Consider the following 19,774-nt stretch of genomic DNA (forward strand, 5'->3'; position numbering starts at 1 on the left):
CGAGCTGTTCATACCGCCACCGCCGGCCTCCGTGCCTTCAGCACGGCCTCGTAGTGGGCGATCAGCTGATCGCCGATGGCCGCCCAGGTGCGTCCCTCGACCGTGGCCCGTGCGGCGGCCCCGTACGCGGCCCGCAGCGCGGGGTCGGCGACCAGGGACCGTACGGCGTCCCGTACGGCGTCGGCGTCGCGCGGCGGCACCAGGAGCCCGGTGCGGCCGTGGTCGACCAGGTCCAGCGGGCCGCCGGCGGCGGGCGCGACGACGGGCACGCCGCTCGCCATGGCCTCCTGCACGGTCTGGCAGAAGGTCTCGAACGGGCCCGTGTGGGCGAAGACGTCGAAGGAGGCGAAGATCCGGGCGAGGTCGGCACCGCCGCGGCGCCCCAGGAAGACCGCGCCGGGCAGCGCCTCGGCGAGGGCGGGCTGGCTCGGCCCGTCGCCGACGATGACGACCTTCACGCCCGGCAGGCCGCACACACCGGAGAGCAGGTCGATGTGCTTCTCGGGGGCGAGCCGCCCGACGTAGCCGACGATGGCCTCGCCGTTCGGGGCGAGTTCGCGGCGCAGCTTCTCGTCGCGGAGTTCGGGACGGAAGCGGGCGGTGTCCACGCCGCGTGCCCACAGCTTGAGCCGGGGCACCCCGTGGGCCTCCAGATCGCGCATGGACGCGCTGGACGGGACGAGGGTGAGGTCGGCGGCGGAGTGGACGGACCGTATGCGCCGCCAGGCCGCGGCCTCGCCGGCGCCCATATAGGTGCGGGCGTACCCGGCCAGGTCGGTCTGGTAGACGGCGACGGCGGGGATGCCGAGCCGGGCGGCGGCTGCCATGCCGCGCACACCGAGCACGAAGGGGCTGGCCAGGTGCACGACGTCGGGCTGGTGCTGGATCAGCGCGGCGGCCAGTCGCCTGCTGGGGAGCGCGACCCTGACCTGGGGGTAGCCGGGGAGCGGAAGGGAGGGGACATGGACGACGGGGCAGGGCGCCAGAGCGGCGGCCGCCTTGTTCCCGGGAGCGGGGGCCGGGGCGACGACGATGGGGGCGTGACCGCGATCGACGAGGTGTCGGGCGGTCTGGAGCGCGCAGTGAGCCACGCCGTTCACATCGGGGGGAAAGGATTCGGTCACGATGACTACACGCATACCGGTGTTGTCGCCGTGCTGGACGTGGCCGCGTCAAAGTGGATCTTTCCGAACGACAAACGTCCCATGAGCGTTCCGCTGCGCCCCCGAGCGGGCCAGGTCATGTCCATGCACACCTGACCCGCAGGTCATCCGGAGTTCACCCGGCGGGCGGATCTCCGCGACGTTCACAGGGCGGACACATGCCCGCCGGAGGGTCAGCCGGCGGTCGTGTCCGGCCCGATACGGCTGCGTACGGCCGTCTGCACCTCGGCCTCCTCGGCCGGGTCGGCGGCCAGTCGGCGCAGTCGCTCGACAACGCGCGTGTCACCGGTCTCGGCGTGCCGGGCGGCGATCTCGCGGGTGCTCTCCTCGCAGTCCCAGAGGCACTCGACGGCGAAGCCGGCCGGGAAGGAGGGGTCGGTGGCGGCCAGGGCACGCGCGGTGCGGCCGCGTAGATGGGAGGAGGCCGTCTCGCGGTAGATATGGCGCAGGACGGGGGCGGCGCAGACGATGCCGAGCCGTCCGGTGCCGTCGACCAGGGTCCACAGGGTCGGGGCGTCGGGGCCTTCTCCCCGTACGGCCTCCCGTAGCGCCGCGAGGACCAGGTCCTTGTCCTCGACTCCGCCCCGGCAGGCGAGCACGCGTCCGGCGGCGGCGCCCAGCTCGTCGGGCCGTCGGGCCCAGCCACGCGCGCGGTCGACGGCGGCGACGCTGCGCATCCGTTCGAAGGCGTCGACGGCGGCTTCCACGACCGCCGACGAGCCGGTGACCACGGCCGCCTCGATCAGGTCGAGGGCCTCGGGGTCATTGCTGTCGGCAAGGTAACGCAAGGCGGTGCAGCGGGCTCCGTCGGTGCCGTCCTTGGCGGCGGCGACGATGTCCGGCCGGTCCTCGGGGCCCGCGACGGCCATGAGGCACCGCGCGGCGGGCACATGGAGGGCCGCTCCGCGCTCGATGCCCTGCTGGGCCCACTCGAAGACCGCCTGCACGCTCCACCCCGGACGGGGCCCGGTAGGTCGCATCTGCCGTTGCCAGCGGTCGAAGCAGCCGGTCTCGTGCGCGGCACGCACACGCGTGGCGATCGATTCGCGCGGATCCTCCGCCCACAGCCGCCACGGCCGTGGCTCAAAAGCATCGCGTACGGCGGTGGCCAGCTCGGCCTCGCCCTCGGGATCGGCCGGGAAACGCGCGAGGACGGGCGCGGCGAGGGCACGCAGCCCCGCGTCGTCGTCCCTGAGCGCCAGCTCGTCCAGCGCCCAGGCCCAGTTGGAGCCCGTGGCGGCGTACCTGCGCAGCAGTTGGAGCGCGTCCCGCCTGCCGTAGGAGGCGAGATGGCCGAGGACGGCCAGGGCCAGGCCCGTGCGTGACTCCTCGGTGTCGAGGGCGTCCTCGACGTCGAAGAGGTGCGCCTCGATCTCGTCCAGCTCGCCGTTCAGGTCGAGGTAGAGACGGGCGTAGTACAGGGAGCGGTTCTCCACCTGCCAGTCGTGGCGGGGGTCCCGCAGCACACAGTGGTTCAGGGCCGCGAGCGCCTCGGCGCGCGGGGCGGTGAGCGCGTGCAGTGTGCCGTCGCCGCGACCCCGCTGGAGCAGGCCGAGCAGCGTACCGCTGGGCGCTATGACCGGTTCGAACATGGGAAACAGCCTCACATCAAGCGTCGACGCAACCGGGGATCTTGCTTCACCTGGCCGCGTGACAACACGTCGGGGCGCCCGCCGTTTCCTGCTTGCTGTAGACCATTTTCCTCTGCCTCTCGTCAGTGGCCCTCGCGGACCGCATCACGGCCCGCGCGGTGCGGCAACACCTGCCCAGCCATCGCGTCCGTGAATCACGACGTCATGATGACTCGGCACTTCCGTCTGCCGCGACCGAAATTTCGGCGGCCCTGTACCGCCTCCCCCGTTTTCCGTGTTTTAGCTGGTCAGATCATTCGGATCGGTGTGCGCCGAACAGTTCGAGCAGTTCGGTCTTGCCGAACATGCGGGCCGTGTCGACGGCCGACGGGGTGCCCGCGGCCGGGTCGGCACCGGCCTCCAGAAGGACCTTGATCACTTCCGCCTCCCCCTTGAAGACGGCACCGGCGAGTGGCGTCTGCCCCCGGTCGTTGACCCGGTCGCCCTCGGCACCCCGGGCGAGCAGGGCGCGGACCGCGTCGGCGTGGCCGTGATAGGCGGCGAGCATCACGAGGGAGTCGCCGCGGTCGTTGGTGAGGTTGGCCGGAACGCCCGCGTCGACGTACGCCACGAGTGCCTCGGTCTGACCCTGCCGGGCCAGATCGAAGATCTTGGTCGCCAGCTCCACGACCTCTGGGTCGGGGGCATCAGTCATCGGCCGGACCGCCTCTCACTACGTACACGGGGACTGCGGGAACTGCGGGAACTACGGGAACTGCGGGGGAGCACGGGTACGACCGGCGAGCGGTGTCGGCCGTACGAGTGATTCGCCAGGGTACTGGCTCGCGCGGCACATGACCCGATGCGTCCGAGGCAAAGATCATCGCAGACACCGCCGGACGCAACACCCAAGCTCATCCGGGCAAGGACACTCCGCCAGAAGTAGGAAATCTGCCGAATTTCACCCAGTTGCACCTTTTATCGTATGGATACATCCTGTGATCCTGGAAGTACTCATGGTGACTGTCCCCACCCGAACCAGGAGCACTCACATGATCCTCTCCATCTCAGGCGTCGTACTGCTCGGCATCATCGTCTTCATCTTCTTCCGCAAGTGCGGGCTGAAGGCGTCCCACGCCCTGATCTGCGCGCTGTTCGGCTTCTATCTGGCCAGCACGGCCATCGCCCCGAGCATCAAGGCCGGCGGCGAGAGCCTGGCGAGCCTCCTGGGCGGCATCCAGTTCTGACGCCGCCCGTCCAGCCCGTACGCACCTCCAGGAGACAGCAGTGGCCCGCCGCCCCCTCCCCCGCATCCTGAGCACAGGCAGCGCGCAGATCGCCCGAAGCCGGGAGCTGGCCCGGGCGCAGCTCACCCGAAGCCGGGAACTGGCCCGGACGGCGAGCGACAGCGCCTCTGACGTCCTCCATCCGCTGATCACGATCACCCGCGGTCTGCGCCGGCTGGCCTCGGCCGGGCGGCGCAGGTGGGCCGACACCCCCAAGGACAAGCGCGGACCGCTGCTGTTCCTGGTGGCCTCGGTGATCCTGGTCGTGGCACTGGTGCCGTACGGACCGCTGCTCGCCGTCATCACCCTGATGGCGGCGGCAGCCTGGCAGGGCAGGGACCGCGAACCGACCGCGCCCGAGGGGCCCGACGAGTCCCAGACGGAGCGGCTGAGATCGCTGTACGAGGCGCTGGTCCCGTACTTCTCCGCCGCCGACGACCCCGCGCCGCTGTACACCCACGGCGGCGAGTGGGAGAAGGCCTTCCCCGAGTACGAGTTCGACGGCACGAGCCGGATCAGCAGCCTGCTGGTCCGCTACCCCGCCTACTTCACCGACGGCGAGGCACCGGCCCGCGCGCGGATCGAGCACCTGCTGACCGCCAAGTCCGGCCGCGGCCGGGAGTACCACTTCACCTGGGACGAGATGGGCAACGAGCTCACCGTCACCGCCCTCGCTCCGCTGCCGACCGACATCGCCGCCCAGCGCTTCGTCACGACGCCCGGCGAGACCGTCCTCGGCTTCACCGACCCCACCTTGGTCCAGCGCACGCTTCCGCTCACCCACGGCGCTCAGCAGCGCGACGTACGGCCGGTCGTCTGGCGCACCGGCATCCGCTCCACCGAGCCCCATCTGCTGGCCCTGGGCCAGCCCGGCAGCGGCACCTCGACCCTGCTGCGCTCCATCGCCCTGCAGGCCCTTCAGTACGGCGACGTCGTCATCGTCGAGGGCGGCGGCACCGGCGAGTACGCGTGCCTGACCGGCCGGGACGGCGTCCTGGCGGTCGAGTGCGGGCTGGCCGGGGCGCTGGCGAGCGTGGAGTGGGCGGCGACGGAGACGGAGCGGCGCCTGATCGCCGTGAACCGGGCCCGCCAGGCGGGCAACCCGCCGCCGGAGGACACCAAGCGCCCGCTCTGGATCCTCCTCGACCGCCCGACCGCGTTCTCCCACCTCGCCGCGGCGGACAACCGCAAGGACCCCCAGGCCCTGCTCCAGGTCCCGCTCCGGCACGGCCGCTCGGCCAATGTCACGGTGGTCGTGGCCGAACAGTGGGACAGCCTGGACGCGCTGCACGACGCCGTGCGACAGCACACACGCGCGCGTGTCGTGCTTGGCCCCGCCACGGCCGAGCAACTGCGGACGGCCCTGGGCGCTCCCCCGCACACCACCCCGGTCGCCGACGTCCCGCCCGGCCGCGGTTACGCCCGGCTGGGTACCGGCCCGGTCCACCGCCTCCAGGTCCCGGCCACCCCGGACCCGTACGACGACGCGACCAGCGACGCCCACCGGCAGGCCGTACTGGAACTGCTGCCGGAGCGGACGACTCCGGTGGAGGCGGAGACACTGGGCGGGCTGGAGAAGGCGGACCAGGAGCCGGAGCCGGTGCCCGCGGAGGCCGTGGTGGCCGAGGCGGCCGTGGCGGCGGAGCCCGCGTGAGCCGGGCGGCATGCCGGACGGCGTGAGCCACCGGTCCGCCCCGGGCGCCCACCCCGGCACCCGGCCCTCACACCGGCCGCGTCACGCGACGAACGGCCGGACCGACTCCCCCGCCCCGGTCGCCCCGCTCTCCACCAGTCGCGCGGCGGCCCCCAGCCGCACAGCGGCCTCCTCCGCCACCGCGCCACCCACGGTGAACGGCAGCCGCACATACCCCTCGAAGGCCCCGTCCACCCCGAACCGGGGCCCGGACGGCACCCGTACGCCCACCCGCTCCCCGACCTCGGCGAGCCGCGAGCCCGACAGGCCGCCGGTCCGGACCCACAGCGTGAGCCCGCCCCGCGGCACCTCGAACTCCCACCCGGGCAGCTCCCGCCGCACCGCCGCGACAAGCGCGTCCCGGTTCTCCCGGGCCTGCCCACGCCGCAGCTCCACCGCCTGCTCCCAACCCCCGGTACCGAACAGCCAGTTCACGGCCAGCTGCTCCAGCACCGGCGTGCCGAGGTCGGCGTAGGCGCGCGCGGCCACGAGGCTGCGGATCACGTCCGGAGCCGCTCGCACCCAGCCGATCCGCATCCCCGCCCAGAAGGCCTTGCTGGCCGAGCCGACGGTGATCACGGTCGATCCGGCGGGGTCGAAGGCGCACACCGCGCGCGGCATCTCCACGTCCGGGTCGAGCCACAGCTCGCTCATCGTCTCGTCGGCGATGAGCACCGTCCCCGCCGACCGCGCCGCGTCCACCAGCCGCCGCCGCTGGTCCTCGTCGGCCAGCGCACCGGTCGGGTTGTGGAAGTCGGCGACGACATAGGCGAGCCGGGGCGCGGCCTCCCGCAGCACCTGCCGCCAGCGGTCCACGTCCCAGCCGGCCAGCCCCTCGGCCATGGCGACGGGCACGAGCCGGGCACCCGCCTCCCGCATCAGCTGGAGGATGTTGGCGTACGACGGCGACTCGACCGCGATCCGCTCGCCGCGCCCCGCGAACAGATGGCAGATCGCGTCCATGGCGCCCATCGCGCCGGTCGTCACCATGATCTGCTCGGGCATGGTCGGGATCCCGCGCGCCGAGTACCGGTCGGCGATCATCGCGCGCAGCGCGGGCAGCCCGGCCGGATAGTCGCCGTGCGTGTGGGCGTACGGGGGCAGTTCCTCCAGGGCGCCCTGGACGGCACGGGTCAGCCAGGGCTCGGGCGCGGGCAGCGCCGCGGTGCCCAGGTCGATCATCGACCCCAGTGCCTCGGGCGGCAGCGGCTCCAGACCGCGGGCGGGCAGCGGGTTCCCGGCCGGTACGGCCGTCCAGCTCCCGGCCCCGCGCCGCGACTCCAGGAACCCCTCGGTGCGCAGCGCCTCGTACGCGGCGGCCACGGTCGTACGGCTCACCGACAGGGCGAGGGCCAGTTCCCGCTCGGCGGGCAGCCGCGCGGCGACCGGGACGCGGCCCTCCAGGACGAGCAGCCGGATGCCGTCGGCGAGGGAACGGTACGCGGGCGGGCGCTTGGTTCCGGGGCCGGCGGGGCGGTCCTGCTGCGAGGTGAGCAGCCGGGCGAGCTGCGCGGCCCCCACCGCGGAAGTCCACTGCGCCATGATTCCAGTCCACCTTCCCCGAATTGGCCATGGAGGGCGTCGCCTCCCAAGCCACAGGGTGTCATGCATCAGTCCACTACGACCACAGGGGGGCACACCTTGTCCACGCCTGGGCCTCCCACGAAGCGGCGCGTGCGAGGGCATCTCGTACGGCGGCTTTCGCAGCTCTACGTCGGGCTCGCGGTGTACGGCGCGAGCTCGGCGCTGCTCGTCGAGGCGGGCCTGGGTCTGGAGCCCTGGAACGTGCTGCACCAGGGCCTCGCCGAACGGACCGGCCTGACGATCGGCGTCGTGTCGATCATCGTCGGCGCGGCCGTGCTGCTCCTGTGGATCCCGCTGCGCCAGCTCCCCGGCCTCGGCACCGTCTCCAACGTCTTCGTGGTCGGCCTCGCCATGGACGGCACGCTCGCCCTGCTGCCCGAGGCCCACACCCTGGCCGTACGGATCCCCCTCCTCCTGGCCGGCATCGTGCTCAACGGCGTGGCCACCGGCCTCTACATCGCCGCCCGCTTCGGCCCCGGCCCCCGCGACGGCCTGATGACCGGCCTGCATCGGCGCACCGGCCGCTCGATCCGCCTGATGCGCACGGCCGTCGAGGCAGCGGTCGTCGTGACCGGCTTCGCCCTGGGCGGCACGGTCGGCGTCGGCACGGTCCTCTACGCGGTGTCCATCGGCCCGCTCGCCCAGCTCTTCCTGCGCCTGTTCGCCGTCCCCTCGGCATCGAAGGGCAGCACGGTCGTTGCCACCGGGCAACCCCGGGGAGCGATACTGCGTCCGTGAGCACCACGCGGATACGCCACCCCTACCTCGACCACCCCGGTCCGATCCCCTTCGCCCACCGGGGTGGCGCGGCCGACGGCCTGGAGAACACCGTGCTCCAGTTCCGGCGCGCGGTCGAGATGGGCTACCGGTACATCGAGACGGACGTCCACACCACGCGCGACGGCAAGCTCGTCGCGTTCCACGACTCCACCCTGGACCGGGTGACGGACGGCGCGGGCCGGATCGCGGACCTGCCCTGGAACGACGTACGCCGCGCGCGCGTGGGCGGCAAGGAGCCGGTGCCCCTCTTCGAGGAGCTCCTGGAGACCTTCCCCGAGGTCCGCTGGAACGTCGATCTCAAGGCGGAGCCCGCGCTCCATCCCTTCCTCGACCTGATCGAGCGCACGAACGCCTGGGACCGCGTCTGCGTCGGCTCCTTCTCCGAGGCTCGCGTCATCCGCGCCCAGCGCCTGGCCGGGCCGCGCCTGGCGACGTCTTACGGCACCCGGGGCGTCCTCAATCTGCGGCTGCGCTCCTGGGGCGTCCCGGCCGCGCTGCGCCGCTCGGCGGTCGCCGCCCAGGTGCCCGAGGCACAGTCCGGAATCCAGGTGGTGGACCACCGCTTCGTACGGGCCGCCCACGCGCGCGGGCTTCAGGTGCACGTGTGGACCATCAATGATCCCGAGGTGATGCACCGGCTCCTGGACCTGGGAGTCGATGGCATCATGACCGATCACATCGACACACTGCGCAAGGTCATGGAGGACCGCGGCGTCTGGGTCTGACCCCTGCCCCCGTCCCCAGCCGCGCGCGGGATCATCACGGGGAAGCGAGGGCGCGGTGGGCACCGGAACCGTGCGGACAGAGCCGGCCGACGAGGCCGCCGGACGCCGGCGCGAACAGCGCGGCTGGTACTTCTACGACTGGGCGTGCTCGGTCTACTCGACGAGCGTGCTCACCGTGTTCCTGGGCCCGTATCTGACGTCGGTCGCCGAGGCGGCGGCGGACGCGGACGGGTTCGTCCACCCCTTGGGCATCCCGGTGCGCGCGGGGTCGTTCTTCGCGTACTCGGTGTCCCTGTCGGTGATCGTGGCCGTCCTCGTGATGCCCCTGGTGGGCGCGGCGGCGGACCATACCGGCCGCAAGAGGCCGCTCCTCGGGGCCGCCGCCTACACGGGAGCCACGGCCACCACAGCCATGTTCTTCCTGGGCGGCGACCGCTATCTGCTCGGCGGCCTCCTGCTGATCGTCGCGAACGCGGCCCAGTCGGTCGCGATGATGCTCTACAACTCCTACCTCCCGCAGATCGCCCCGCCCGAGGAACGCGACGCGGTCTCCTCCCGGGGCTGGGCCTTCGGCTACGCCTCGGGCTCGCTGATGCTGGTCGTGAACCTGGTCCTGTATCTGGCGCACGACTCTTTCGGCGTCTCCGAGAGCACGGCGGTCCGCATCTGTCTCGCGTCGGCGGGCCTGTGGTGGGGCGGCTTCGCGCTCATACCGCTGCGACGGCTGCGCGACCGCCGCGCCCGGAGCGAGGACGGCGAAGAGGCACCGTCCGGGAAGAACGGGAAGAGCGGGAAGAGCGGGAGGAACGGGAAAAAGCAGACGGCCATGGGCTTCCGGCAGCTCGCGGCAACCGTCCGCGACATGCGCCGTCACCCCCTGACGCTCGCCTTCCTCCTCGCCTACCTGATCTACAACGACGGCATCCAGACGGTCATCTCCCAGGCGTCGATCTACGGCTCCGAGGAACTCGGCCTCGGCCAGTCGACGCTCATCGGCGCCGTCCTGCTGGTCCAAGTGCTGGCGGTGGTGGGGGCGCTGACGATGGGGCGGCTGGCCCGGACGTACGGCGCGAAGCGGACGATTCTCGGCTCGCTGGTCGCGTGGACGGTGACGCTGGCGGCCGGGTACTTCCTGCCGGCCGGGGCGCCGGTGTGGTTCTTCGTGCTGGCCGCCGGCATCGGGCTGGTCCTCGGCGGCAGCCAGGCCCTGTCCCGGTCCCTGTTCTCCCATCTCGTCCCGCCGGGGAAGGAGGCCGAATACTTCTCGGCGTACGAGATGAGCGACCGCGGCATGAGCTGGCTGGGGCCACTGCTGTTCGGTCTCACCTACCAGCTGACCGGAAGTTATCGAGACGCGATCATCTCGCTCGTGGCCTTCTTCGTCCTCGGATTCGCCCTGCTCGCAAGGGTTCCGGTACGCCGGGCGATCAGGGACGCGGGCAATCCGGTGCCGCACACGATTTAGCGTTCCGAGTGAAAGGGCGGTAGTGTACGCGTTTGGCCTGCCAGGCGTACCGTTACTGCGCGTCAAAGATGCCGAAATGCTGGGTTACATCTGCTAGCAGATGTGACAAACCGGGCGCCGGTGGGTACGACATTGGTCAGCAAGGCTGCGGCTACGACGGCGACGCATCACCCGGAACGGGACACCGATCGGGAATCTTTACCGCCGACCGGACGTTGACCGGATGACGACGACAGCGACACCTGTCCTGTGGGCGACAAGCCCGGGAGGCACGATTCATGAGTGAGCGAGCTCTTCGCGGCACGCGCCTCGTGGTGACCAGCTACGAGACGGACCGCGGCATCGACCTGGCCCCGCGCCAGGCCGTGGAGTACGCATGCGAGAAGGGGCACCGGTTCGAGATGCCCTTCTCGGTCGAGGCGGAGATCCCGCCGGAGTGGGAGTGCAAGGTCTGCGGGGCCCAGGCACTCCTCGTGGACGGCGACGGCCCTGAGGAGAAGAAGGCCAAGCCCGCGCGTACACATTGGGACATGCTGATGGAGCGGCGTACCCGCGAGGAACTCGAAGAGGTCCTCGAGGAACGGCTCGCCGTTCTCCGCTCCGGGGCGATGAACATCGCGGTTCACCCCCGAGACAGCCGTAAGTCCGCCTAGTCCCCACGGGGGCTTGGGCGGAACGACCAGGCAACGAGTAACCGCGGGCGTCGTACGTGAAGGTGACGTACGACGCCCGCGGTTTGGCGTGCCCTGACAGGGGTGCCCAAAGAAAGAGGCCCGGCGCTCGATGGCGCCGGGCTTCTTTGACGCGTCAGCGCGTCAGCGGCGGCCTCGGCTCCTGCGGGGCGTCCCCGGGCTCCTCCCTGATGACCTCGCCCTGGACGACCTTGCCGTCGGGGCGGTGCATACGGGCCTGCTGGAAGGCGTCACCGAGCGAACCCGAGGTCGCCTCGCGCAGCTTGCGCTCGAACGTCCGCTCCGCAAGACGGCTCACCGCCTTCTGGACCGGCGGGATCAGCAGGAGCAGACCCAGCGCGTCCGAGACCAGGCCCGGCAGCATGATCAGCAGGCCGCCCAGCATCATCAGTCCGTTGCCACCGCCGCTGGTCGGGGTGCCGCCGCGCTGCAGCGCCTCGTTCAGCGCCTGGAAGGCCCGTCGGCCGGCCCGCTTGATCACCACCGAGCCGAGCACGAGACCGGCGAGCAGCAGCAGGAACACCACGAGCCCGCTCGTCGCGCCCGCGACCACGGTGAGCAGCCAGATCTCCAGCACCAGCCAGGCGGCGACGCCCAGCGGCAGAAAGGTGCGCAGCCGGGAGCGCCGGGGCCGGGCGGGGTAGGTGGGGGTCGGTGCGCCAGTCGTCATGCGTCCAGTGTGCCTGGGCCCGGCTCAGCGCGGGATAAGGGGACAGGACGAGCGGGACCGGCGGGCGGAAGCTACGACTGCCGGGGCGGCGACGACGGTTTCGTACGGCTCATCAGCTTGCCGACCCGCTCCTGCGCACCCCACGACGTGACCCGCCACAGCGCCTCGACCAGGATGTCGCGGCTCATCTTCGAGTCACCGAGTTCGCGTTCGACGAAGGTGATCGGCACCTCGACGACATGGAAGCCGGCCTTGACCGCGCGCCGGGCGAGGTCGACCTGGAAGCAGTAGCCCTGGGAGGCGACGTCGTCGAGGCCGAGGCCCTGCAGGGTCTCGCGGCGGAAGGCGCGGTAGCCGCCGGTGATGTCGCGCAGCGGCAGGTCCAGGGCGAGCCGGGAGTAGAGGCTGCCGCCGCGGGAGATGAACTCGCGGGACTTGGGCCAGTTCACGACCCGGCCGCCGGGCACCCAGCGGGAGCCGAGGACGAGGTCGGCGCCCTTGAGGGCGGTCAGCAGCCGGGGCAGTTCCTCGGGCTGGTGGGAGCCGTCGGCGTCCATCTCGATCAGGACGCCGTAGTCGTGCTCGATGCCCCAGCGGAAGCCGGCGAGGTAGGCGGCGCCGAGACCCTCCTTGCCCTTGCGGTGCAGGACCTGGACGTGGTCGTCCTCGACGGCCAGTTCGTCCGCGAGCTTGCCGGTGCCGTCGGGGCTGTTGTCGTCGGCGACGAGCACGTGCGCGTCGGGGACCGCCTTGCGGACCCGGCCGACGATGCTCTTGATGTTCTCCGCCTCGTTGTAGGTCGGGATGATCACCAACGCCGTGCCGAGCGGCCCGAACTGCCTCCCCCGGTGCTGTGCCCCGAGAGTCCCGTCGCCGTCGTTCACTGCTGCCCCTTCATGTCCGTCCGCAGACGTCCACCATAGTGGGCGCGGCCTGCGCTGACGCGACAGCACGTTCGTATGGTGGTGTCGATTCCACAAGAGCGGGGTAAGCATGCGTTTTCTGTGTGCGGACGCCGCCGTGCCTGCTGCGGATGGGGGCCCGGCGCCCTTCGGGCCGACCTGGGACCCGCTGGCTGCGGATCGACCGAAAGCCGTTGTCTACTGAGCTCCCGGGCCCCACCCGGGTCACACCTCCCCGACCGGCCGGAACGTTCCGTCGTCGCCGCGCGGGCACTGAGCCTGGCTCCCAGTGACGGTGCCCCGGTGCGGCACACCGTCCCTGACCCAGCGGCGTTGCGACGGGTTCCCGGAAGTTCCGCGGTTGCCCGGTCGGGCGTCCGGTGGTGGACCCGGCCGAACCTACCGGCCCCGGGCGTCCGCCTGTCAACAGCCCTTTGACCTGCGGGTATTCACCCAATGCGCTGGTCAGGGCAGAGGATGCGCAGGTCGCGCCGACGGGTGGCGCGCGATGATCGGGTTCGCGCCACCCCGGTAGATCACTCGCCCGGCCGTACGAAGACCGTTCGTCCGCCCACGACCGTGCGCAGGCAGGTGGGGAGGTCCCGGCCCGGGCTCAGGTCGGGCAGTCCGGGCGTGCCGGAGCGGGGGTCGGTCGACCAGCGCGCGACCCGGTCGTCGGGGGCCTGGACCACCAGTTCCTCGGTGCGCCACACGGCGTAGTCGGCGGGCGCGCCCGGCACCAGGACGCCCGCGTCGTCGCGCCCGACCGCCCGCCAGCCGCCGCGCGTGTGCGCCGTGAACGCGGCGCGCACGGAGACCCGGTGCTCGGGCGTGCGATGGAAGGCCGCCGCGCGGACCGTGCCCCAGGGGTCGAGCGGTGTGACGGGGCTGTCGGAGCCGAACGCGAGGGGTACGCCGGCGCGCAGCAGGGCCGCGAACGGGTTGAGGGAGCGGGCGCGTTCGGCGCCCAGGCGCTGGGCGTACATGCCGTCCTCGCCGCCCCACAGCGCGTCGAAGGCGGGCTGGACGGAGGCCGTCAGGCCCAGCTCGGCGAAGGCCGCGACGGTCTCGGGGGTGAGCATCTCGGCGTGCTCGACGCGATGCCGGGCGGCGCGGACACGGGCGAGGCCGACCTTCTGCGCGGCGGCCCGCACGCCCTCCACGACGGCGGTCACGGCGGCGTCGCCGATCGCGTGGAAGCCCGCCTGGAGGCCGGCCTCGGTGCAGTCGACGACATGGGCGGCGACGGCGGCCGCGTCCAGGTAGGCGGTGCCGGTGTGCCCCGCGTCGGCGTACGGCTGGTGCAGACAGGCGGTGTGCGAGCCGAGGGCGCCGTCGACGAAGAGATCACCGGCTGCGCCGACCGCGCCCAGCTCCCGCGCCTTGCGCACGTCCTGTTCGGCCCAGTAGCCGACGACGCGCGGCCCGGCCTCGTCGCCGGCCAGCCGGAGCAGGCCGCTGAAGTCGTCCTCGGAGGAGATGTCCGGTCCCCCGCACTCATGGACGGTGCCGATCCCGAGGGACGCGGCGTGCGCGAGCGCGGCCCGCTGGGCCTCGACGCGCTGGGCGGGCGTGAGGGAGGCCAGCGCGGTGGCGCGTACGGCGTGATGGGCGTCGGCGACGAGCGGCCCGTCGATCGCGCCGGGGCCGCCCGGCGTCATGTCCAGCAGGGCGGTGGTGACGACCGCCGAGTGGACGTCGATCCGGGAGAGGTAGAGGGGACGGCCACCGGCGGCCTCGTCGAGCTCGGCGCGCGTCGGGGGCCGCCCACCGGGCCAGCGGGCGGCGTCCCAGCCGTGCCCGAGGAGCACGCGGTCGTCGGGCCGGGCGGCGGCGAACTCCCGCACGAGACCGAGAGCCGCCTCCAGAGTGGGCGCACCGGACAGGTCGAGACCGGTGAGGGCGAGACCCGTGGCGGTGGTGTGCACATGAGCGTCGGTGAACGCGGGCGTGACCAGCGCCCCGTCCAGATCGACGACCTCGTCCACCCCGTCGGCAAAGGCGTCAGCGGCCCCCTCGGACCCGACCCAGGCGACCTGCCCCCTTTCCACGACCATGGCGGTGGCGAAGGGATCGGCGGGGCTGTGGACTTCCCCTCGGCGGAGCAGGACGGTCTTCGGCTGGGCGGTGCTGTCACTCATGAGGAACAGTCTCGCGCCTCGCGCCGACCCCTCGGTACGCAGGTCCCGCACGTACTGCACGGACGGCGACCGCAACGCCCCAGGGGCGCGGGGAACTGCGCGATCAACCACGAACGACCCGCGGCCGACGAACGACCGACAGCCCGGCGGCGATGAGTCCCCCGTGAATCAAACCCGCGGCGGCCGCGCCTCGTACGGCGTGGACAGCACCACCGTCGTCCGCGTGGACACCCCCGCCAACGACCGGAGCCGAGCCAACAGCTCCTCCAGCTCGTGCGGCGTGGCCACCCGGACCTTGAGGATGTAGTTCTCGTCCCCGGCCACGCTGTGACAGGCCTCGATCTCGGGCACTCCGGCCAGCCGGTCCGCGATGTCGTCCGGCGCGCTGGGATCGAACGGTTTCACCGAGATGAACGCGGTCATGGGCAGCCCCACGGCCTCGGGGTCCACGACCGCGGCATACCCACGGATGACGCCCCGCTGCTCCAGCCGCCGCACCCGCTGGTGCACGGCCGATGTGGACAGGCCCGTGGCCTTGCCCAGGTCGGTGTAACTCATCCGCCCGTCCTTGACGAGCAGCTGCACGATCTGCCGGTCCAGCTCCTCCATGACGAAGAACCTACAGTGCGCTTGATCTCCTCGGATACCTGAGCAGCGCAGGTCATACCCGGTTTGTGATCTGGCCGCCGGAACCCGGTGCGCCACCTGAGGGACCAAGCGGCAGCGCCCGGCACCTGCGGGCGGCATGTGACGAAGGCCACAGGCCCCGAACAGCCTCCGTGATGCTCCCGTGATTAACGCCGAGAGCAGGCGGGAAGTGCTTGCTGTGGTCGAGGCCGCAGTGCCGTCACGGCCCAGCCCGAGGGGGAGAACCCAATGCAGAGTCTTAAGCGCCCTGGTCGAACCGCACCCAAGCGCCTCCAGGCAGTTGTCGAGCCCGAGCCGGAGGGCGTCGAACCCGACGCCTTCGACGACGAACTCGACGCGTACGACACCTTCGAGATGTTCCGGGTGATCTGCCCGGACTGCGCGCAGCCCATCGCCCTGCTGGCCGACGAGGAGGTCCTGCCGGAGCACGCGCTGTGCGCCTCGCCGTGGAACCCGTTCGGTCTGACGGTCTGCGCGGGTACGGGCCGCAGGGCCGCCGAGGCCCGCTCCGCGGACGAGTCGCCGGAGCCCCAGGAGCAGGACACCGCCCTTCTGTTGACGCTCCCTCAGGGGCTGGACTGGCGGACCCAGCCCTTCTCGCACGTCGGCGGCCCGGGCTCGCGCCCCATCAGGGTCCCGGTCATGCGCCGGCAGGCCGCCTGAGCGCACACCGCTCCGCGCGGCGGCGTCGACGTCGCATCGCTCATTTCCAGTAGCTGCCCTGCACCATGGCTCGCAGGCTGCCGTGGTGCAGGATCAGTGTGTCCGGGTCCGCCGGGACGGCGACTTCGCCGAAGTGGGCCTGGCGGTAGGCGATCCGCAGCATGACGACGGCGTGCCGCAGAGCGGCGTACAGCGTGTGGAAGTCCATGTCGTGCGGCGTGTGGCCGGTGAGGTCGGCGTAGCGCTCCTCGATCCGTTCGCGGCGCAGGAAGTCCGGCAGTCCGCGCTGTCCGAAGGCGGCCGTCAGGTCCTGGAAGAAGCGGTGCAGATAGATCGTCCAGCCGAGGTCGACCTCGCGCGGTGCGAGGGCCGCCATCTCCCAGTCGAGGACGGCGGCGGGTTCGAACCCGGCGTAGACGATGTTCCCGATGCGTGCGTCTCCCCAGGTGAGCACGGGTGGGCACGGGTCGCGCGGCCAGAGCTCCTCCAGCCGGGCGAACGCGTCCTCGATCAGCGGTGAGCGGGCGCGTCCGTCAACCACCCATTCGTAGTAACCGCGTTGGGACGTGACATGGTGTCGCAGTGCGTCACCGTCGCCCGGAAGGGTGAGCAACTCGGCCTGCGCCAAGGGAACTTGGTCGTGCAGCCGGGCCAGCACTCCGATCGTGGCCGCTTCCAGGCGCTCGCGCTCCTCGTCGCTCGCCGCGTGCAGCCAGTTGCCCTCGTAGGTGTACGGCATGACGTCCGGCGGCACCCGTCCGTCGACGCGCTCCATGACGAAGAAGGGCGCGCCCAGCGGGCCGGGGTCCTCCTCCAGCCAGAGCACCTTCGGCACCGGCACATCCGTGTGCTCGGCGACGACGCGCATCGTCCGGTACTGGCGCGGCATGTCGTACACCGGGAAGACGGTGTACGCCGCCGGGTCCGCCGCGAGCCGCAACGCGCAGGTGCGCAGCGGTGGTTCGGGGTGCTCGATGTCGAAGAGCAGGGTCTCGCTGGACATGCCGTTCGACTCGGGGACCGTGACGCCGACCGCCTTGGCGCCCGGCAGCCGGGTGCCCAGCCAGGCGGTGAGGCGGCGGGTGAGTTCCTCGGGGTCGCGGGTGCTGGTGCGCGGACGGGGTGCCGTGGCTGCCATGGAGCGAACCCCCTACGGTGCGACCGACTTGAAGTCCGTGAACCCGCTCGGGTCGTGCCGTCCGAACGAGCCGTGCTCGAAGATGCCGTGCCCGACCCGGCCGTCGAGACGGAACCGCGCGGCGTGGTCGGTGACGCCGTACGCGGCGAGCGGGTGGGCTGCGGGGTCGGCGAGGTCGTAGGTACGGCGATCCGTCCACCCGCGGCCGCGCCAGGTGCCGTGCTGCCAGTCGTCGGCGGGCGGGTAGCCGGCGCCTACGGCGAGCGGGGAGGAGGCCAGGATCTCCACCTGAAGCTCCTCGGGCTTGCGGACGTCGCCGAGGTGGACGAGGGCGCGTTGCGGGTGGCGGGTGCCGGGGCGGTAGGTGATCTCGGCCTGGGGCCAGCCCAGTTGGCGGTCGCGGTGACCGGGACGGACCATCGTCGCCTCGCTGAGCGTGCGATGTCCGTCGGCGTCCTCCTGGACGATCACCATCAGGAACCGGTCCTCGAAGCGCACCGGGCACCAGATCCAGTGGAAGCCCTCGGTCGGGTGCTCCTCGGCGTACCGCCCGCCCTCCTCCCCGGGTATGGGGCGCACTCCCCAGCTGCGGTCACGGGTCCCGGTCCACTCGGCGGGCGTGACCCGGAACTCCTCTCCGCCGGCGCGCACGACGCCCGCCACGCCGCCCGCCTGGACGAAGCGGCGCCCTTCGAGAGTGAGCCGGTCGCCGCGGCGCTGGAGGTGGTGGGGCTCCCAGAGCGCGGGGAAGTCGGCGGTCCAGGTGAGGTCGTACGACAACTCCTCGTCGTCGCACGTCAGGCGCAGCCGTCGCAGGGGTTCCCCGACCTCGATGCGCAGCGGCCCGACGGCGAGCCGCATCCGGTCCTCACCGAGGGCGTCCGACGCCCGCACGGCGTGCAGCCGGTCCCCCACGCGCAGGGTCGCGTACGCGTCCATCACCCCGGCGTTCGGGTACACCCCGAGGCCGAGGATCAGCAGGGCGCGTCCCTGGTGGTCGAGGACGTGGAAGATGCAGCGGTCGTAGGCGTTGCGGTCGCTGGTCGCGACGTACTTCATGGACAGCGGCACCTGGTGCACCGGGTACTCGTCGAGCGCGACGGGGCGGTCGTCGTCGGCCACGGCATACCTCCCTGGAGGCGGCTGGGCTGACGGTACGTCAGACATCGACCGGTGACCAGAGCGGGAGCCGGACGGCCGTGAACTCACGCCCGATTCCCGCGGGCGGTGACTTGTCCCGCCACCTCCGCGTTGCCCTGGTATGCCCCCCACCTATTCAGCGACCGGGCCTCAGCGCCGCGTCTTCGTGCCGCGCCCCGCGGGAGCACTGGCGCCGGCGCCTCCGCAGCAACCGGATCCGCCCATCTACCGCGAGCTGATGCGCACCTGGGCCGACCGTGGCCGCACCCTGCCCGGGCGCCACGACCCGGAGTGGATCCGGCTCGCGGCGCCGACGGTCAAGCACGGTCAGTTCAGCGTCCCTCGGGACCTGCTAGGTGACGGGCGATGACCATCCGCTGAATCTGGTTGGTGCCCTCGACGATCTGCAGGACCTTGGCCTCGCGCATATAGCGCTCGGCCGGGAAGTCCGCGGTGTAGCCGTACCCGCCGAGGATCTGGACGGCGTCGGTGGTGACCTTCATCGCGGTGTCGGTGCAGTGCAGCTTGGCCATCGCCGCCTGCTTGGCGAACGGCCGCCCCGCGTCACGCAGTCGCGCCGCCGTGAGGTACAGCGCGCGGCCCGCCTCGATCTGGGTCGCCATGTCGGCGAGCATGAAGCGCAGGCCCTGGAAGTCGGCGATCGGCTTGCCGAACTGCCGGCGCTCGGTCGCGTAGGCCACCGCCTCGTCCAGCGCGGCCTGGGCCACGCCGATCGCGCAGGCGGCGATGCCGAGCCGGCCGGAGTCGAGGGCGGACAGGGCGATGGCGAAACCCTGTCCCTCGTCGCCGATGCGCCGCTGGTCGCCGACCCGGACGCCGTCGAAGTGGACCTGGGCGGTGGGCGATCCCTTCATGCCCATCTTCTTCTCGGGCGCCGCCGCACCGACCCCGTCCGCGTCGCCGGGCACCAGGAAGGCGGTGATCCCGCGCGGGCCCTCCTCGCCGGTGCGCGCCATCACCGTGTAGAAGTCGGCGATGCCGCCGTGGGTGATCCAGGCCTTGGTGCCGGTGATCACCCAGCCGTCGCCGTCGCGCACCGCCTTGGTGCGCAGCGAGGCCGCGTCCGATCCAGAGGCGGGCTCGGAGAGGCAGTACGCGCCGAGCAGCCCGCCGCCGAGCATCGCGGGCAGGTGCTCGACCTGCTGCTGCTTGGTGCCGTAGGCGGCGAGGGAGTAGGAGGCCAGGGTGTGCACGCTGACGCCGAGGCCGACGGTGAGGCGGACCGCGGCGAGCTCTTCGAGGACCTGGAGGTAGACCTCGTACGGCTGGTCGCCGCCGCCGTATTCGGAGGCGTACGGCAGGCCGAGGAGTCCCGATTCGGAGAGCAGGGTGAAGACCTCGCGCGGGAAGCGGCCGGCGTCCTCCTCCTCGGCCGCCTTCGGGGCGATCTCGCGCTGCGCGATGTCGCGGACGAGCGAGATCAGATCCCGGGCCTCGTCCGTGGGCAGTTGACGGTCCACCGGCTGCGGGGCGCGGTCGGGCATGGCGACGA

General features: G+C 72.1%; 19 protein-coding genes. 8 read left to right on the forward strand and 11 right to left on the reverse strand.

All coding sequences use genetic code 11. The annotated features are described in order from the left end of the window. Positions 1 to 8: 8 nt before the first annotated feature. The 3 genes from AQJ67_RS30165 to AQJ67_RS30175 all read right to left on the reverse strand — a co-directional run bounded on the left by AQJ67_RS30165 (position 9) and on the right by AQJ67_RS30175 (position 3,449). Positions 9 to 1,139, reverse strand: a complete 1,131-nt coding sequence (locus AQJ67_RS30165; protein ID WP_062722507.1) for a glycosyltransferase family 4 protein — start codon at positions 1,137 to 1,139, stop codon at positions 9 to 11. Between the two features lie 197 nt (positions 1,140 to 1,336). Beyond that, complete coding sequence (locus tag AQJ67_RS30170) at positions 1,337 to 2,755, reverse strand: HEAT repeat domain-containing protein (RefSeq protein WP_062722508.1); 1,419 nt, start codon at positions 2,753 to 2,755, stop codon at positions 1,337 to 1,339. A 292-nt stretch (positions 2,756 to 3,047) separates the two neighbouring features. Then, complete coding sequence (locus AQJ67_RS30175; protein WP_062722509.1) at positions 3,048 to 3,449, reverse strand: ankyrin repeat domain-containing protein; 402 nt, start codon at positions 3,447 to 3,449, stop codon at positions 3,048 to 3,050. 337 nt (positions 3,450 to 3,786) lie between these two features. Between AQJ67_RS30175 and AQJ67_RS30180 the strand changes: the two genes are divergently transcribed. Both AQJ67_RS30180 and AQJ67_RS30185 read left to right on the forward strand, forming a co-directional pair. After that, entirely contained in the window at positions 3,787 to 3,981 is a 195-nt protein-coding gene (locus AQJ67_RS30180) for a hypothetical protein (protein ID WP_062722510.1), read from the forward strand. Between the two features lie 40 nt (positions 3,982 to 4,021). Continuing rightward, the gene (locus AQJ67_RS30185) at positions 4,022 to 5,674 is read left to right on the forward strand and encodes a hypothetical protein (RefSeq protein ID WP_062722511.1); all 1,653 of its coding nucleotides are present in this window, start codon (positions 4,022 to 4,024) and stop codon (positions 5,672 to 5,674) included. Between the two features lie 81 nt (positions 5,675 to 5,755). Here AQJ67_RS30185 and AQJ67_RS30190 read toward each other — a convergent pair whose 3' ends face one another. Then, positions 5,756 to 7,255 (reverse strand): SCO1417 family PLP biosynthesis transcription factor, encoded by a 1,500-nt coding sequence (locus AQJ67_RS30190; RefSeq protein ID WP_062722512.1) that lies wholly within the window; start codon positions 7,253 to 7,255, stop codon positions 5,756 to 5,758. 63 nt (positions 7,256 to 7,318) lie between these two features. On the opposite strand from AQJ67_RS30190, the gene yczE reads away from it, so the two are divergent. The 4 genes from yczE to AQJ67_RS30210 all read left to right on the forward strand — a co-directional run bounded on the left by yczE (position 7,319) and on the right by AQJ67_RS30210 (position 10,920). After that, a complete protein-coding gene (gene yczE / locus AQJ67_RS30195; protein ID WP_208615072.1) occupies positions 7,319 to 8,035 on the forward strand; it encodes a membrane protein YczE in 717 nt (238 codons plus the stop codon). After that, on the forward strand, positions 8,032 to 8,802 hold the full coding sequence (locus AQJ67_RS30200; RefSeq protein ID WP_062722514.1) for a glycerophosphodiester phosphodiesterase family protein: 771 nt from the start codon (positions 8,032 to 8,034) through the stop codon (positions 8,800 to 8,802). The genes yczE and AQJ67_RS30200 overlap by 4 nt, the downstream gene beginning before the upstream one ends. 55 nt (positions 8,803 to 8,857) lie before the next feature. Next, positions 8,858 to 10,267: an MFS transporter gene (locus AQJ67_RS30205; RefSeq protein WP_062722515.1), complete on the forward strand. Its 1,410-nt coding sequence runs from the start codon at positions 8,858 to 8,860 to the stop codon at positions 10,265 to 10,267. Positions 10,268 to 10,545: 278 nt separating this feature from the next. Next, positions 10,546 to 10,920, forward strand: coding sequence for an RNA polymerase-binding protein RbpA (locus tag AQJ67_RS30210; RefSeq protein ID WP_003977404.1), 375 nt, complete (start codon positions 10,546 to 10,548; stop codon positions 10,918 to 10,920). A gap of 154 nt (positions 10,921 to 11,074) precedes the next feature. On the opposite strand, the gene fxsA is transcribed toward AQJ67_RS30210, so the two are convergent. The 4 genes from fxsA to AQJ67_RS30230 all read right to left on the reverse strand — a co-directional run bounded on the left by fxsA (position 11,075) and on the right by AQJ67_RS30230 (position 15,281). Then, positions 11,075 to 11,629 carry an FxsA family membrane protein gene (gene fxsA, locus AQJ67_RS30215; RefSeq protein ID WP_062722516.1) on the reverse strand — a complete coding sequence of 185 codons (555 nt, stop codon included), beginning with the start codon at positions 11,627 to 11,629 and terminating at the stop codon, positions 11,075 to 11,077. Positions 11,630 to 11,700: 71 nt separating this feature from the next. After that, positions 11,701 to 12,513: a polyprenol monophosphomannose synthase gene (locus tag AQJ67_RS30220; protein WP_062722517.1), complete on the reverse strand. Its 813-nt coding sequence runs from the start codon at positions 12,511 to 12,513 to the stop codon at positions 11,701 to 11,703. A 554-nt stretch (positions 12,514 to 13,067) separates the two neighbouring features. After that, complete coding sequence (locus tag AQJ67_RS30225) at positions 13,068 to 14,672, reverse strand: amidohydrolase (protein WP_062722518.1); 1,605 nt, start codon at positions 14,670 to 14,672, stop codon at positions 13,068 to 13,070. A 168-nt stretch (positions 14,673 to 14,840) separates the two neighbouring features. After that, positions 14,841 to 15,281 (reverse strand): Lrp/AsnC family transcriptional regulator, encoded by a 441-nt coding sequence (locus tag AQJ67_RS30230; RefSeq protein ID WP_016434164.1) that lies wholly within the window; start codon positions 15,279 to 15,281, stop codon positions 14,841 to 14,843. A 267-nt stretch (positions 15,282 to 15,548) separates the two neighbouring features. Between AQJ67_RS30230 and AQJ67_RS30235 the strand changes: the two genes are divergently transcribed. Beyond that, positions 15,549 to 15,983, forward strand: a complete 435-nt coding sequence (locus AQJ67_RS30235; protein ID WP_062722519.1) for a hypothetical protein — start codon at positions 15,549 to 15,551, stop codon at positions 15,981 to 15,983. Positions 15,984 to 16,023: 40 nt separating this feature from the next. Here AQJ67_RS30235 and AQJ67_RS30240 read toward each other — a convergent pair whose 3' ends face one another. Continuing rightward, positions 16,024 to 17,121: a phosphotransferase family protein gene (locus tag AQJ67_RS30240; RefSeq protein WP_062722520.1), complete on the reverse strand. Its 1,098-nt coding sequence runs from the start codon at positions 17,119 to 17,121 to the stop codon at positions 16,024 to 16,026. A gap of 12 nt (positions 17,122 to 17,133) precedes the next feature. Continuing rightward, a complete protein-coding gene (locus AQJ67_RS30245) occupies positions 17,134 to 18,288 on the reverse strand; it encodes an Rv3169 family protein (protein WP_062722521.1) in 1,155 nt (384 codons plus the stop codon). Positions 18,289 to 18,382: 94 nt separating this feature from the next. On the opposite strand from AQJ67_RS30245, the gene AQJ67_RS50815 reads away from it, so the two are divergent. After that, positions 18,383 to 18,631 carry a hypothetical protein gene (locus AQJ67_RS50815; RefSeq protein WP_079056263.1) on the forward strand — a complete coding sequence of 83 codons (249 nt, stop codon included), beginning with the start codon at positions 18,383 to 18,385 and terminating at the stop codon, positions 18,629 to 18,631. On the opposite strand, the gene AQJ67_RS30250 is transcribed toward AQJ67_RS50815, so the two are convergent. Next, positions 18,594 to 19,766: an acyl-CoA dehydrogenase family protein gene (locus AQJ67_RS30250; protein WP_062722522.1), complete on the reverse strand. Its 1,173-nt coding sequence runs from the start codon at positions 19,764 to 19,766 to the stop codon at positions 18,594 to 18,596. The two genes, AQJ67_RS50815 and AQJ67_RS30250, sit on opposite strands and share 38 nt — an antisense overlap. Positions 19,767 to 19,774: the final 8 nt, after the last annotated feature.

Source organism: Streptomyces caeruleatus (genome assembly GCF_001514235.1).
GTDB classification, from domain to species: Bacteria; Actinomycetota; Actinomycetes; order Streptomycetales; family Streptomycetaceae; genus Streptomyces; species Streptomyces caeruleatus.